The sequence below is a fragment of the Streptomyces sp. NBRC 110028 genome, assembly GCF_001417735.1.
Taxonomy (GTDB): Bacteria; Actinomycetota; Actinomycetes; order Streptomycetales; family Streptomycetaceae; genus Streptomyces.
Genome location: NZ_BBUZ01000033.1, coordinates 179,957 through 194,354, shown reverse-complemented (window position 1 = coordinate 194,354; position 14,398 = coordinate 179,957). Strand labels below are relative to the sequence as shown.

Here is a 14,398-nt window from a genome sequence, read left to right as displayed (position 1 = left end):
GGTCCCGTCCGCTGCACTGGGCCAGACTTCCGGGGTCCCGGCCGTGGACCTCCATAAGTTCCTCGCCGACCTGGAGCGGCTCGTCCAGGTCGAGTCACCCTCGACGGACCGCGACGCGGTGACCCGTTCGGCCCGGGTCGTGGCCGACGTCGTGGAGCGGCGGCTGGGGCGGCGCCCCGAGATCGTGCGGGTCGACGGGGTCGACCACGTTGTACTGCGAGGTTGCGACAGCCAGGTCCTGCTGCTCGGCCACCACGACACTGTCTGGCCGATCGGCACCCTGGCGGATCTGCCGTTCTCCGTCGAGGACGGGGTCGTCCGCGGGCCGGGGTGCTTCGACATGCTCGTCGGTGTCGTACAGGTCGTCCACGCGCTGGCGCTGCTCCGTGCCAGACAAGGTGACACGGTGCTCGACCGGGTCACCGTGCTCGTGACGGGCGACGAGGAGATCGGATCGACCACGTCACGCGGCCTGATCGAGACCGAGGCTTCCGGCTGTAGGGCCGCCTTGGTACTCGAGGCCGCCGGTCCGGGCGGTGCGCTGAAGACCCAGCGCAAAGGCGTGTCGCTCTACGAGCTCGAGGTGCTCGGCCGGGCGGCGCACAGCGGCCTGGAACCCGAGCGCGGCGTCAACGCGACACTCGGTGTGGCGGAGCTCGTCCTTGCGCTGGCCGACCTGGCTGATCCCGCTGTCGGCACCACCGTTACGCCCACGCTCATGGCGTCCGGTACGGCGGCCAACACCGTGCCCGCCCGGGCGACGGTCGCGGTCGACGTCAGAGCCCGCACGGTCGCCGAGCAGGAGCGGGTCGATACTGCGGTCCGAGCACTGAGCGTCGGTGTCGCCGAGGCGATCGTCGTGGTGCACGGCGGCATCAACCGCCCGCCTCTCGAAGCGGCGGCGTCGGGCGACCTGTTCGCGCGGGCGGCCCGGCTGGCCGCAGACCTCGGCCAGCCGCCGCTCACGAGCATGGCGGTTGGCGGGGCCTCCGACGGCAACATTACGGCTGGTGCCGGCGTCCCGACGCTCGACGGACTCGGGGCGGTGGGAGGTGGCGCACACGCCCGCGACGAGCATGCCGAGGTCGCGTGGATCACGCCGCGCGCCGAGCTGTTGGCTGCGCTGGTTCTCGACCTGGTCAGCGACGGTTCGTGATCGCTTGTCGTGCGCGTTCGCTGCTCAGCGCGAGCTCGTAGAGCACCGTGATGAGCCCCAACACGTCCTCCGCGCTCTCGAGGACCGCCGCGACCGTGCGGTCGGCCGTACGGGTGCAGCCAGGGATACAGGCGCTGAGCTCTGCGGCCACGGGCGAAGGCATGTCGACCTCGAGCCTCAAGGGAGTGCCCGCGGCAGGGCGCGGCAACGAGGCGGCGCCCGCGACGGCATGGGCGGCGCCCTCGCGCACGAGGCCGAGCGCGACGCTCGGCGCGACCGTGTCGGTCGCCGAGAAGCCGTGAGCCCTTTTGACCGTCACGACTGTCGCTCCTGCGAACACGTCGGACGCGATCGCGCCGATAACGTCGTCGCCCGTCACGAGACCGACGGGCACGCCGAGCGAGGCCGCGTAGAGCCCGTTGACCTCGGCCTCGGAGACCTGGGCGCCGTCGATCCGCACCTCGCCGAAGTAGGCCGAGAACGTGTGAGCCAGGACCCCCGGAGCGCCGGCCGGCGCGTGATACCCCACGAACAGGGCGACGGCGCAGTCGTCGGTCAGGCCCTCCGCCATGCACTGCGCCTTCGGGGCGCCGAACACGAGCCGGGCACGTGGGTCGAGCCGGTCGTGCAGCAGGTTGTCCATCGTGCCGTGCGAGTCGTTGACCACCACGCTGGTCGCGCCGCCCTCGAAGGCCCCCGCTATCGCTGCATTGGCCTCCTGAGTCATGAGCTCCTGGGCGCGGGGATACCCGGAGCCGCCGCGGACGATCTGGTCGAGGGTCGCGATGCCCGCGACGCCCTCCATGTCGACCGAGATGTACACCTTCACGGCTGGCTCCTGTGTTCGTCGTGCTGGGCCCCGCCATTCTGCGCTCGTGAGGGGGATATCTGATAGTGCGATCGACCGAAATCAACTCCTCCCGGCTGTACTGTCGCCCCATGCCCATCCCTGTCTTCGCGACGCCTCTGGGACGACTGACCGAGCGCCTGGGATCGACCCTGCTGACGTTCGAGGCCGGCAAGCACCAAGCCACGCGCACCGTGTCAACAGTCGTGCTGTACGACCCGCTGGACCCCCCGGATATCACGCGGGACGCGATCGTGCTCGCCGTGGCGGTCGCCACAGACCGTGACCTTGCCGACCTCGTGCAGGCGGCGGGTGACGCCGGCGCCGCGGCGCTCATCGTCCGCGAGCCGCTGACCGTGGGGCGCGAGGTGGCCGAGGTCGCCGAAGAGGGGAACGTCTCGGTCTTCAGCCTCGTCCGGGGGGCGTCGTGGGTGCAGGTCGCGACGCTGCTGAGCGGCGCGCTCAACCTGGGTCCGGAGGGTCCGGAGTACGGCGGCGACTCCGCCAGGGACCTGTTCACGTTGGCCGACTCCCTGTCGACGCTGCTCGGGGCTCCCGTGACGATCGAGGACCGGTCGTCGCACGTCGTCGCGTTCTCGGCCGACCAGGTCGGTACCGATGAACCGCGCCGCCTCACGATCCTGGGTCTGCAGGTTCCCGAGATGTACAGCGCTTACCAGCGCACGCAGGGCGTCTTCCCGGTCATCTACGGGTCCGAGCGGCCGATCTTCCTGGCTGAGCCTGCGCCAGGCACGATGCCGCGGGTCGCGATGCGGATCCAGGCCGGCGACGAGGTGCTCGGCTCGATCTGGGCCGTGACGCCCGAGCCGTTCGACGCCGAGCGCGAGCAGGTCATGGTCGAGGCCGCCCAACTCGTGGCCCTCGCGATACTGCGGGCGCGGGTCAGCGCCGACGCCGCCCAGCGAGTGGCCGAGTCGCTTGGGTCGCAGCTCCTTGAGGGAGGCTCGAAGGCATTTGAGGCCGCCCAACAACTCGGGTTCGAGACCTCGCCCGCATGCGTCCTCGTGTTGGGTCCCCTGGTGGACGACGACGAGATCCGCACGGTTTCGGACACCCAGCGCGCCGCCGCGGCCCTGCGGATGCACCTGCGGTCGGTGTATCCGCGGGCGGTCGCGGTGCCGATCGGCGGACTCGTGCACGCGGTCGTCCCGCTCCGAGCCGCCGACGAGCGCACGCTCACGGCAGTGCAGCAGCATGCGACCGAGTTCGTCGGGCGGCTCGACACCTCGACCGAATTCTGCGCCGGGATCGGCGGGGTCGTCGCCGACGTGCGTGACCTGTCGGCCTCGCGCCGCGACGCCGAGGCCACATTGCGGGTCCTGCGCGCCCGGCCGCACGAGGAGCGACGGGTCGCCCGCTCCGCCGAGGTGCAGGTCGAGGCCCTGATGCTGAGGATCGGCGACTCCCTCGCCGCCGACGGCATCGAGCTCGGCGGACCGCTCGTGGCGCTGCGCGCGTACGACGCGAACCACGAGACCGAGCTCGTCGCGACCCTGCGCGCCTGGCTTGAGCACTTCGGCAACGTGACCGCCGCGGCGCGCGAGGTCCACGTTCACAAGAACACGTTCCGGTATCGCCTGGAGCGGGTCGAGGCGATCGCCGACATCGACCTCGGTGACCCCGACACGCGCTTCGGCCTGCTGCTGCAGTTGCGTCTGGACGCGTGTTCGCGACCGGCCTGAGCCTGTCGCGCCACACTCGCCACCGGTGGTTCGTGCGCTCGTCCAGGAGCCCAGGTCAGGGATTGGACGAACGTCCGATGAGCGGCGCGGATCGGCGATCGAGGATGTGACCCGATCCACATCACGTCAAAAGGGGCGGCCTCCGTGAACAAGCGCATTCTTGCTCTCCCCATTCTTCTCGCGGCCACATCGGGCCTTGCGGCCTGCAGCGGCTCGGACGCGTCGTCTGGGCGCGGGTTCGCGACTGACGCCACCTTCACCGTCGCGGTCGACTCGGATCCTGGTGACCTGAACCCGCTGGTCACCAACCTCGTCAATGCGCAGATCGTTGGTGCGTACTCCTACGACAGCCTCCTCTCGGTCGATCCCAAGACGGGCAAGCTATCGCCTTTCCTTGCACAGAGCTGGACCGAGAGTCCGACCAAGGTCACCTACACGCTTCGCAAAAACATCACGTGCGCTGACGGCACTCCTTTCACCGCGCAAACGGCGGCGGACAACCTCAATTGGATCGCGGACCCAGCACACAAGTCGCCGCGTCTCGAATCGGTCGTGCCGTCCGACGCCAAGGCAAGCGCCAAGGGGAATGTCCTCACCGTCACCACCTCAAAGCCGCGGCCGTTCATGCTGAACAACCTCGGGGGTCAGCAGATGGTGTGCGAACACGGCCTGAAGGACCCGAAGACCCTGACGTCCGGCAGTGATGGAACGGGACCATTCGTCATTGACCGCGTGGTGGCCGGCGATTCGATCACCCTGACCAGGAGGGCCGGATACACGTGGGGGCCGGAGCACAGCACCTCCGAGACGCCCGGGATGCCCAAGACCGTCACGATCAAGATCGCGCCAAGTCCGTCGACCCGAGCGAACCTCCTGCTCTCCGGCGGACTCAACGCGGCCATGGTGAGCGGAAAGGATGAGGCGCGCCTGACTGCTCTCAAGTCACTCCCATCACCGGCCATGTCCGGGATGATCACCTACAACCACTACCAGGGGCTCCCGACAGCTGACGTCGACGTACGACGAGCGCTGACCCAGGCGATCGACCTCGGTACCCTCACAAAGATCGTCACTGGCGGCAAGGGTGAACGCGCGACCTCGCTTCTCTCCGAGCACCCAAGCTTGTGCACCTACGACTCTGTTTCCGGGAATCTGCCCGCCTATGACCCGGACGCAGCCAATCGCGCTCTGCACGCGGCGGATGCGTCCCCGACGATCACACTGGTATACGACAACAGCACGGACACGGGGACCGCTGGAGCCGAATACGTCGCGAAGCAATGGGAGGCCGCTGGGGCCAAGGTGAAGCTCGATGGTGGCGACGAGAACTACGTCATCAGCAAGACATTTGCAGCCAAAGACCCGTCGGGCTGGTCGGCAACGCTCGGACTCAACCTGCAAACCGGAACGCCGGCGATCTACCCGCAATACCTGTCGGGCAAGGCGGCACCCGAGGGGACCAACTTCGCGTCGATCGACAACAAGGATTACAAAAGTCGTGTATCTGCAGCGGCTCGTCTGACTGGTGACGACGCGTGCAAGGGTTGGGAAAACGCGGAGAAGGCGCTGATGGAGAGTGCTGACCTTGTTCCCGTATCCGTTACGCCATACCCCATGTACTTCAATGGGGCCACCGCGCTCTATCCGCCGGTAGGCGGCGTTCTTCCTGGCTCTGCCATCCGTGTGCTGAATTGAGCCTGACGTGACTACTGATCCGATTCGCACGCTGCCGACGGACGACTTCGCGTCTCAGGCAACAACATCGAGAGTCGGCCGAGCTGGGGAAAGGCAACTGGGCGCCTTCATCCTGCGACGGCTCGCACGGCTCGCCTATTCGGTGGTTGCCCTGGCGACGGTTGCCTTCTTGATGATCCGGTTGATCCCTGGAGATCCAGTCCGAAATGCGCTTGGAATCAATGCGACTGCGGCGGTCGTCGAGAGGCAACGTGAGAGCTTGGGCCTGAACGATCCCCTGTGGATGCAGTACTTGGACTTCTGGAAGGGTCTGCTTACCTGGGATCTCGGAGATTCGTTCTCGCTGCACTTGCCAGTCACGACGGTTATCGAACAACGCTTGCCGGCAACTCTGGAACTCACGTTCTTGTCCTTGGCGGTCGTGCTGCTGGTTTCTGTGCCGCTCGGGATCCTCGCTGCCGCGTTCACCAGGGGTGGCCGACGGCAATTCATCGACGTGGCGTACACCACGATGAGCGGACTGCTCGCCGTCATCCCCGAATTTCTCATCGGCGTCGCACTCGTGTATCTCTTCGCGGTTCAGGGCCACGTATTTCCCGTTACGGGACGCGCGGGACCGAACTCGTACGTACTACCGGTATCGGCGTTGTCGATCGGGACCGCGGCTGCGGTCTCCAGAATCGTCCGAGTCGAGGCATTGACGGTATTCCAACAGGATTACATGCGTACCGCTCGTTCGAAGCGGATGCCACGGCGTCGCCTCTACTTTCGTCACGCGCTGCCGAACCTCATGACCTCCTCGCTGACGATCGCAGGCATCGTTCTCGCCTCCTTGGTGGCGGGCACTGTGCTGATTGAGACCATCTTTTCGTGGCCGGGTCTCGGGCTGACGATCGTGGATGCCGTGAGAAGCAAGGACTTCCCGCTCGCACAGGGAATCGTCATCGTGTACGGCCTGATCGTGCTCGTTGCCAACCTCATCATCGACATCGCCCTGGTCTGCCTGGACCCTCGCTCAGCACTCAAGGACACCTGAGAATGGCGACAACCTCTATGCCCCCCTCCACCAGTGACGTTGCCGGCTCGCCGGCCTCGCGGCACACCGTGTTCGTGGCTCTCCGATCGCCCCTGGGGATCGTTACGTCGCTGGCCCTCGTAGCGCTCGCGTTCTTCGCGATCTTCGGCCCTATGATCTGGGGCGGCACAGCCGCGGTTGCCGACCTGACCCAGCTCTCGGCCAAGCCCAGTGCGGAGCATCTGCTCGGAACCGACGCCGGCGGTCACGACGTTCTCGCACAGCTCCTGAGTGCGACCCAACTTTCGGTTGTGACAGCGATCCTCGCAACACTCATCGGAGTATCGGTCGGCGTCGCCCTGGGTCTTCTGCCGACCGTCGCCCCGCGTTGGATGGCCCGGACGGTCAACGGCGTCCTCGGGGTGACGCTGGCCTTCCCGGCACTGCTCCTCGCGATCGTGGTGTCGATCGTCCTGGGGGTCGGCGCGGTCAGCGTGACCGTGGCGATCGGCCTGGCGATGGCGCCGGCCTATGCGCGCCTGACGCAGACACTGGGCTCTTCGGTCGCGGGACGTGACTTCGTCGCCGCGGCCCGGATTCTCGGGGTCGGACGATTCCGGATCCTGACGCGCCACGTGCTGCCGAACGTGCGTGACCCACTCATCGTCAATGCGAGCATCAGTGCGGGCACGGCGCTGGTCGCCGCGACGGGTCTGTCGTTCCTCGGCCTCGGAGTGCAGGCGCCGCGTTACGACTGGGGGCGGATGCTCAACGAGAGCCTTGACGGCATCTATGTCAACGCAGCCCCCTCGCTCGGGCTGGCCGCCGCGATCGTCTTCGCGGGCGTCACATTCGCCCTCCTGGGCGAAAACCTTTCACGGGCGTTCGGCCTGCACCCGCCCGCGCGCCGGCTGCGGCGCCATCCTGCTTCACCGACCGACGCCGTCGTGCCGCTGCACGTCACCGATGACCCCGTCCTGCGGGTGCGAGACCTGCGGGTCAGCACGCCTCGTGGCACCACCTGGGCCACGCCGGTCCGCGGCGTGAGCTTCGACGTGGGCCGAGGAGAGATCGTCGGTGTCGTCGGAGAATCGGGCTCCGGCAAGTCGCTGACGTGTATGGCCGTCGCGGCGCTGCTCGAGGCGCCCCTGATGGTCACGGCGTCGTCGGTGCATTTCGACGGAACCGAGCTCGCAGTCGACGGCCGGGTCTCGGACCGGACGTCCACCAGCCTGGCGCAGCACCTGGGCACGCGCATGGCGTTCGTGTTCCAGGACCCGTCGACGTCGCTCAACCCGGCCGTGCACGTCGGCACGCAGGTTGCTGAGGTCGGTCTGCTGCACGGGGGGCTCCGCCGCAAGGACGCGCACGACCGGGCGATCGACCGTCTCAACGCCGTACGGATCCCCGACGCGGCGCGGCGCGCGCGCCGCTACCCGCATGAGTTCTCCGGCGGCATGCGGCAGCGCACGATGATGGCGATGGGCCTGATGAGCAAGCCCGCGCTGCTGATCGCCGACGAGCCCACGACCGCGCTGGACGTCACGGTGCAGCGCGAGGTCATGAGCCTGCTCTCCGAGATCAACGAGGTCAACGGCACGGCGTTGCTGTTGGTGTCGCACGACATCGCACTGGTCTCGTCGTTCTGCACGCGCGTCCTCGTGATGTACCGGGGCGCGATAGTCGAGGACCTCAGTGCCGAGGAACTCGCCGCAGGTCGCGCCCAGCACCCCTACACCCGCGCCCTCGTGGAGGCCGTCCCGCACCTCGAGGCCGAGCCCGGCACGGAGTTCGCGACGATCGCCGAGGACGTGGAGTTCCCGACCGAGCCCGTGAGGAGCCGATCGTGACCGACCTGGTCCTTGAGAACGTCCATGTCCGCTACGGCAGCGGGTCGTCTGCCCACGACGCCGTGCGCGACGTCAGCCTGACCGTCGCAAGCGGCCGGACCGTCGGCCTGGTCGGCGAGTCCGGGTCCGGCAAGTCGACTCTGGCGCGGGCCGTCGTGGGTCTCCACGAGCCGTACGCGGGTCGCATCCTGGTCGGCGGCACCGACGTCGTGCGCGCCCGGGGCCGTGTCGCCGCCGCGCGGCGCGACGTGCAGATGATCTTCCAGGACGCGAGCTCCTCGCTCGACCCGCGCATGACGGTGGGTGCGTCCGTCGAGGAGGCTCTCGAGGTGCGCGGGTTCGCACAGCGAGATCAGCAAGGGCGTGAGCGCACCGTACGAGGTCGCGCTGGGCGTCGCGCGGAGGTCGTCAGGTTGCTGGAAACCGTCGAGCTCGACCCGGCCCGCGCCAACGACCTGCCCTCGCAGCTCTCGGGCGGGCAGCGGCAACGCGTCGCGATCGCGCGGGCGCTCGCCGCGTCGCCCCGGGTCCTGCTGGCCGACGAGATCACCTCCGCCCTCGACGTCTCGGTGCAAGGCACCGTGCTCAACCTGCTCCGCAAGGTGCAACAGGAGCTCGACCTCACCGTGCTCTTCATCAGCCACAACCTCGCGGTCGTGCGCCAGCTCTGCGACGAGGTGGCCGTCATGAAGGACGGTCGGGTCGTCGAGACCGGCCCGACGACGCGAGTCATCGACGCCCCCGAGCACCCGTACACCTGTGAACTGATCCGTGCCGTGCCCCGGTTCGCCGGCTCGCTCGTCGACACCCCGTCCCTGTACCGAGGAGCCGCCTCATGACGCCGCGCGCCGCCCGCCTCGACGACCTCCACCGGGTCGTCACCGTGACCGAGACGGCGATCCGCCCCGACGGCTCAGCCGTCGTGCTGACCCGTCGCCAGGTCGTCGACGGCCGCACCGTGACCTCGCTGTGGGAGGTCGACGAGCACGGTGGCGAACGTCGCCTGACCAGTGGTCCCGACGACAGCGGCGCTGAGTTCGGCCCGGCCGGGCTGCTGTTCCTGCGGCGTGTCGACGGCGTGCCGCAGCTGCACCTGCTGCCGCCAACCGGCGAACCCGTGCAGCTCACGACGCTGCCGCTCGGTGCGGGGCGGCCGGTCGTCGACGCCTCCAGCCGTCGCGTCGCCTTCCTCGCCCCGGTGGAGCGCGGCGCGGGCGACCCGCAGGCGCCGATCGTGATCGACACGCTTGACCAGAAGACCGACGGCGTGGGGTGGCTCGGCAGTGTGCGATACCAGGTCATCGTGCTGGACCTCGCCGACGGCAGCACGCGTCAGGTCACCGACGGCGACGCCGACGCGGGGGAACCCGCCTGGTCCCCGGATGGCACCCTGCTCGCCTTCGCCGCGGGCACCTCGCCGCGCGCCGACGTCGAGCGGGAGCGTGCCGTGCACGTCATCGACGTCGACGACCTCTTGGCGCCAGCCCGGCGCGTCGGTTCGGCGACGGGCGTCACCGGGCCACTCCTGTGGACGCCCGACGGCGGATCGGTCATCGCGGTCGGCCATCGCACCATGGCGATCGGCCACACCCGTCTGCTGCGCCTGTACTTGGACGGCAGGCCGGACGAGGACCTGACCGCGGAGCTCGACCTCAACGTCATGCCAGGCGCCGTCGGCTACCCCGGGGGGCGTCCCACGCTGACGCACGATGGCGCGCAGGTCCTGTTCTGCGCGCGCAACCGAGGGTGGACGCACCTCTACGGGGTCGACCTGGCCGGAGGCGCGCCTGCGCCGATCGTCGCCGAGGACCACCGAGTCGTCTCGGCGCTGTCCGTCGCAGCCGCGAGCGCGCGCGCCGCCGTCGTCGTCGCAACCCAGGACTCATTCGCGGAGGTCGCCCTCGTGGACCTGGGGACGGGCGAGCATCGCGAGCTCACGACGCTGATGCGTGACGCCCTCCCGGACGTCGAACTGCTGCGCCCCGAGCCGCGATCCTTCACGATCAGCGACGGCACCGTCGTGCACGGCTGGCTCCTGTCGTCGCCCGGCACGTCGGGCGCGGCGCCCCTGCTGCTCGACGTCCACGGCGGTCCGCACAATGCGTGGAGCGGGGTCGCCGACGAAGTGCACCTCTACCACCAGGTCCTGGCGCACCGAGGCTGGCGCGTCCTGACGCTCAACCCCCGCGGCTCGGACGGCTATGGCGAGGACTTCCTGACGGCAGTCCACGGCGGATGGGCGCGGGTCGACCTGCCGGACTTCCTCGAGCCCGTCGACACGCTCGTCGCTGAAGGCCTCGCGGACCCGGACCGGCTGGCGGTCACGGGCTACAGCTACGGCGGGCTCTCCACGTGCGCGCTCACGGCGCACACCGACCGCTTCGCCGCGGCCGTCGCCGGGGGCCTCTTGTGCGACTTCGCAGCTCTCGCCGGTCAGCGGCTCGAGCCCGAGGGGTTCTTCTCGGCGGCCACCGCGGGTCTTGAGCCGACCGATGTCGGGCGCCTTGCCGAGCGCTCGCCGATCGCTCGCGTTGACCAGGTCACGACCCCGACCCTCGTGCTGCACGGCGAGCACGACGAGACGTGCCCGAGCACGCAGGCCCAGGAGTGGTTCTCGGCCCTACGGATCCAGGCCGTCCCGAGCCGGCTCGTCGTATACCCGGGCGGCGGGCACCTGTTTGTCGTCGCGGGATCGGTCGAGCACCGGCTCGACTACCAGCGGCGACTGATCGAATGGGTTGAGCGGTACACGCGCCCAGCGGTGGACACGGTGCCGCGACCCGCGGCAACATCACCGGCTGCCCGCGACGCCGCCGCGTGGCAGCATCGGCTCGACCTCCTGCGGGAGCGGTACGGCGTCGTGGGCGCCCAGCTCGGCATCGTAGAGCTGACCGACGACGGGAGCGTGCTCAACCGACTCGCCCTGTCGTCCGGCGTGCTCGACGTCTCGACAGGTGTCCCCGTGACGGACGAAAGCGTGTTCCAGATCGGGTCGATCAGCAAGGTCTGGACGACGATGCTCGTGCTCCAGCTCGTCGAAGAGGGTCTGCTCGACCTCGACGCCACGGTGCGCAGCGTCCTCCCTGACTTCCGGCTCCGCGACGACGCTCCCGACGTCACGGTCCGCGAACTCCTGCACCACACCAGCGGCTTCGATGGCGACCTGTTCACCGACACCGGTCGCGGCGACGATTGCGTCGAGGCGTACGTCGACCTGTTGGCCCGCACCGACCGGCTGCACCCACGCGGGGAGCGGTTCTCCTACTGCAACTCAGCCTTCGTCGTCGCGGGGCGCATCATCGAAGTACTGCGCAGCACGACGTGGGACGAGGCCGTGAGGACCCACCTGGTCGAACCGCTCGGACTGCGCCACACATTCACATTGCCCGAAGACGCTCCGCGGTTCGCGACGGCGACCGGACACTCGGGGCTCGGCGCCGCCGCCGTGCCGGCGAGCAGGTGGGTACTGCCGCGCTCGATGGGGCCGGCGGGACTGATCGCGGCAAGTATCGGGGACCTGCTGACCTTCGCCGAAACCGCGCTTCGCGAGGGTCTCGCCCCCAACGGCACCCGCGTCCTGTCGGCTGAGAGCGCCCGCCTCATGATCACAGAGCACGTCGACCTACGCACCAGCATGGTGTCGACGTCCGGTTGGGGCCTCGGATGGTTCCTGCAGGACTGGCAGGGCAGCCGTGTCTACGGGCACGACGGCGGCACGATCGGTCAGCGCTCGTATCTGCGAATCTTCCCGGGGACAAGCCTGGCTGTGGCGCTGCTGACGACCGGTGGCCACCCCGACGGCCTCTATCGCGAGCTCTTCGAGGACGCCGCCCGCACGCTCGACGGGGGCGCACTGCACGCGGTGGTGTCCGCGGACCGCTCGCGGTCGCCTGAGCCACTGAGCGGATCGTGGGAGTCGGCCGGGTTCGTGGCCGACATCGCCCCGCACGAGGACGGGCTGCGCCTCACCCTGCGCGAACGCAAGGGCTACGCCGGCGGCACCTCGCCCGACGACGTCCAGGAGACCGAGCTGTACCCGTCGACCGTCCCAGGGGTCTACGCGTTCACGAACGACGAGATGGCCGGGTGGGAGCAGGTGCGGCCGGTTCCCGGCGGCCTCTACCTCGGCTCCCGATTCTTGCGAGAGGTGCGGTCGTGACGAGCGAGACCCAAGGAGTGCCGATTGAGACGGGACTGATCGAGGTAGAGCAGGCAGGGGCGGAGCTGCGGATGCTGCACCTGCCCTCCGACATGGTCGCCGCGACCGAGCTCGTGGCTAGCGTCTGGCAGGTCGACGTCACGCAGTCGCACGTCAACCCCGAGCTGCTGACCGCGCTCGCGCACGCCGGCAACTACGTCGCGGGCGGGTTCCGTGGCGACGAGCTCATGGCCGTCTGCGTCGGATTCTTCCACCCACCACTCGAGCGGGCCCTCCACTCCCATCTCGCGGGGGTCCGTCCCGACGCGGTCGGCACCGGGTGGGGACATGCGCTCAAGAGCCACCAACGTGCTTGGTGCCTCGAGCGCGGCGTCACCCGCATTACGTGGACCTACGACCCGCTCGTCGCCCGCAACGCGTACTTCAACCTGCACAAGCTCGGCTGCACGGTCGACACCTACCTGCCCGACTTCTATGGCGTCATGGGCGACGGACTGAACAGTGGCCAGCGCAGCGATCGAGTGCTCGTGGTGCGGGACCTCGAGCGTCCGGCCGGGCCGCGCCGACCCATCGGCAACGACATCGAGCCGCCTGCCGCCGTCCTGTGGTCCGAGCACGGACGACCCGTCCTCGACCTCGACCGCGCCCGTGCCCTGCGTACCTGTCGCGTCGACATCCCGAGCGATATCGAGCAGGTCCGGCGCACCGATCCCGACCTGGCGGTCGGCTGGCGAGTCAGCCTGGGGCAGGCCCTCGGCGGGCTGCTCGCCGACGGCTGGGTCGTCACCGACTTCGACCGCCGTGGTCACTACACCCTGACGAGGAGCCTTTGAAATGCACATCGATCGCGTCGAGCTGATCACGGTCCGGATGCCGCTGGTCCATCCGTTCACGACGTCGTTCTCGACACAGACAGAGCGACGTCCGCTCCTCGTCCGGGTCACGGCGACGCGGGACGGCCGCACCGTGACGGGCTGGGGCGAGTGCGTCGCCCTGGCCGATCCGTCGTACTCGCCGGAGTATCTCGACGGCGCCCGCGAGATGCTGCGACGATTCCTGGTCCCGTCGCTGCTGGACTGGCAGGCCGCGGGTCACACCGTCACACCGGAGGTCGTGGCGACCACGACGGCGCACGTGGTGGGTCACCGCATGGCCAAAGGCGCGCTCGAGATGGCGGTCCTCGACGCCGGCCTGCGCCTGGACGACCGGGCCTTCGCCGACTACCTCGGGGTCACGCGCGACGTCGTGCCGTCCGGCGTGAGCGTTGGGATCGAGTCGTCGATCCCCGATCTGCTCGCCCAGGTCGGCGGCTTCCTCGACGAGGGATACGCCCGCATCAAGCTCAAAATCCAGCCCGGGTGGGACATCGAGCCGGTCCGTGCCGTGCGCGAGAGGTTCGGGGACGTGCCGCTACAGGTCGACGCGAACACGGCCTACCAGCTCTCGGACGCACCGCTCCTGCGCCGGCTGGACCCGTTCGACCTGCTCCTGATCGAGCAGCCCCTGGCCGAGGACGACCTACGTCAGCACGCCGTGCTGGCGCAGCAGATCGCGACCCCGATCTGCCTCGACGAGTCGATCGTTTCGGTCCAGGCCGCCGCCGACGCGATCATGTGGGGCGCTGCGAGCGTCATCAACATCAAGCCCGGCCGGGTCGGAGGCTACCTCGCGGCACGCCGCATCCACGACCTCGCCCAGGCGCACGGGATCGCCGTCTGGTGCGGCGGCATGCTGGAGACCGGCATCGGGCGCGCCGCCAACATCGCCCTGGCCGGACTGCCCGGGTTCACGCTGCCCGGTGACATCTCGGGCTCGGGCCGGTTCTACGCCCAGGACGTGACCGAACCGATCGTCATGAAGGACGGCGTCGTCGCAGTGCCGGACGGGACGGGCTTCGGCGTTGAGCCCCTCGCCGACGCGCTCGCAGAGCTGACGGTCGACGCAGTCGACGTCACGGCAGGGCGGGGCTGAGC

Annotated in this window: 10 protein-coding genes; 9 read left to right on the top strand and 1 reads right to left on the bottom strand. The window is 69.1% G+C overall.

Features of this window, described 5'->3' with window-relative positions; genetic code table 11:
• The first annotated feature begins 139 nt into the window (after nt 1–139).
• Nucleotides 140–1,156, top strand: a complete 1,017-nt coding sequence (locus ASC60_RS26320; RefSeq protein ID WP_370592968.1) for a M20/M25/M40 family metallo-hydrolase — start codon at nt 140–142, stop codon at nt 1,154–1,156.
• On the opposite strand, the gene ASC60_RS26315 is transcribed toward ASC60_RS26320, so the two are convergent.
• Entirely contained in the window at nt 1,140–1,985 is an 846-nt protein-coding gene (locus ASC60_RS26315) for a M55 family metallopeptidase (RefSeq protein ID WP_055555117.1), read from the bottom strand. The genes ASC60_RS26320 and ASC60_RS26315 overlap by 17 nt on opposite strands.
• A gap of 110 nt (nt 1,986–2,095) precedes the next feature.
• Here ASC60_RS26315 and ASC60_RS26310 point away from each other — a divergent pair, with 110 nt between their 5' ends.
• The 8 genes from ASC60_RS26310 to menC all read left to right on the top strand — a co-directional run bounded on the left by ASC60_RS26310 (nt 2,096) and on the right by menC (nt 14,396).
• A complete protein-coding gene (locus ASC60_RS26310; protein ID WP_063787214.1) occupies nt 2,096–3,706 on the top strand; it encodes a CdaR family transcriptional regulator in 1,611 nt (536 codons plus the stop codon).
• Between the two features lie 144 nt (nt 3,707–3,850).
• Nucleotides 3,851–5,401 (top strand): ABC transporter substrate-binding protein, encoded by a 1,551-nt coding sequence (locus ASC60_RS26305; protein ID WP_055555115.1) that lies wholly within the window; start codon nt 3,851–3,853, stop codon nt 5,399–5,401.
• Between the two features lie 7 nt (nt 5,402–5,408).
• Nucleotides 5,409–6,437, top strand: a complete 1,029-nt coding sequence (locus ASC60_RS26300; protein WP_234357137.1) for an ABC transporter permease — start codon at nt 5,409–5,411, stop codon at nt 6,435–6,437.
• 2 nt (nt 6,438–6,439) lie between these two features.
• Nucleotides 6,440–8,266, top strand: a complete 1,827-nt coding sequence (locus ASC60_RS26295) for a dipeptide/oligopeptide/nickel ABC transporter permease/ATP-binding protein (protein ID WP_079038635.1) — start codon at nt 6,440–6,442, stop codon at nt 8,264–8,266.
• Nucleotides 8,263–9,105, top strand: a complete 843-nt coding sequence (locus ASC60_RS26290; protein ID WP_055555111.1) for an ABC transporter ATP-binding protein — start codon at nt 8,263–8,265, stop codon at nt 9,103–9,105. The genes ASC60_RS26295 and ASC60_RS26290 overlap by 4 nt, the downstream gene beginning before the upstream one ends.
• Nucleotides 9,102–12,425: a serine hydrolase gene (locus tag ASC60_RS26285; RefSeq protein ID WP_055555109.1), complete on the top strand. Its 3,324-nt coding sequence runs from the start codon at nt 9,102–9,104 to the stop codon at nt 12,423–12,425. The genes ASC60_RS26290 and ASC60_RS26285 overlap by 4 nt, the downstream gene beginning before the upstream one ends.
• Nucleotides 12,422–13,258: a hypothetical protein gene (locus tag ASC60_RS26280; RefSeq protein ID WP_159043322.1), complete on the top strand. Its 837-nt coding sequence runs from the start codon at nt 12,422–12,424 to the stop codon at nt 13,256–13,258. Before ASC60_RS26285 ends, ASC60_RS26280 begins: the two co-directional genes overlap by 4 nt.
• Nucleotide 13,259: 1 nt before the next feature.
• Nucleotides 13,260–14,396 carry an o-succinylbenzoate synthase gene (menC, locus tag ASC60_RS26275; protein ID WP_055555105.1) on the top strand — a complete coding sequence of 379 codons (1,137 nt, stop codon included), beginning with the start codon at nt 13,260–13,262 and terminating at the stop codon, nt 14,394–14,396.
• Nucleotides 14,397–14,398: the final 2 nt, after the last annotated feature.